Origin of the sequence: Dryocola clanedunensis (assembly GCF_038405435.1) — a bacterium.
Classification (GTDB): Bacteria; Pseudomonadota; Gammaproteobacteria; order Enterobacterales; family Enterobacteriaceae; genus Dryocola; species Dryocola clanedunensis_A.
This window is the reverse complement of the sequence record NZ_JBBYHZ010000129.1, coordinates 1-606: the sequence shown is the minus strand read 5'-3', so window position 1 is coordinate 606 and position 606 is coordinate 1. Positions and strand designations below refer to the sequence as shown.

The window sequence follows — 606 nt, the reverse complement described above, 5'->3', positions numbered from 1 at the left end:
GCTCAGCCACACCACCAGGAACAGCAGCACGCCCGCACCGAAGGCGATCGCGGCGATCTTGAGGCTGCGGCGGGGCAGCTGGAAAGTGATGTTCTTGCCAGAAGTCGAGCGGGAAGCAGACATGGGGCATACCGTATGGATCACCGCGATTCTGCCACGCCCGGGATGAACCGGCGGCAGAAAAACGCATAACAGGCGATAATCCCCCTCCGAATCCGTAGACCCCTCTGCCGCCATGCTCGATCCAGCCCTGCTCCGCCAACAGCCCGCCGACCTTGCTGAACGCCTGCGCTCCTCGCGCGGTTTCGAGCTGGATGTCTCCGGGCTGGAGTCGCCGGAAGCCGATCGCAAGCGGATCCAGGTGCGTACTCAAGAGCTGCAGAGCCTGCGCAACAGCCGTTCCAAGGCCATCGGCCAGGCCAAGGCCAAGGGCGAAGACGTCTCGGCGATCATGGCCGAGGTGGCCGCGTTCGCCGATGAACTGAAAGCCTCGGAACTGGCCCTGGATGTGCTGCGCGAGAAGATCGAAGCGATCGCGCTGGGCATCCCGAACCTGCCGGCCGAGGATGTGCCGGCGGGCAAGGATGAATCGGAGAATGTCGAGCA

Annotated in this window: 1 pseudogene; it reads left to right on the top strand. The window is 64.2% G+C overall.

The annotated features are described in order from the left end of the window. Window positions 1-235 precede the first annotated feature (235 nt). A pseudogene (locus tag AAE045_RS23820) lies at window positions 236-606 on the top strand (serine--tRNA ligase); the annotation flags it as partial.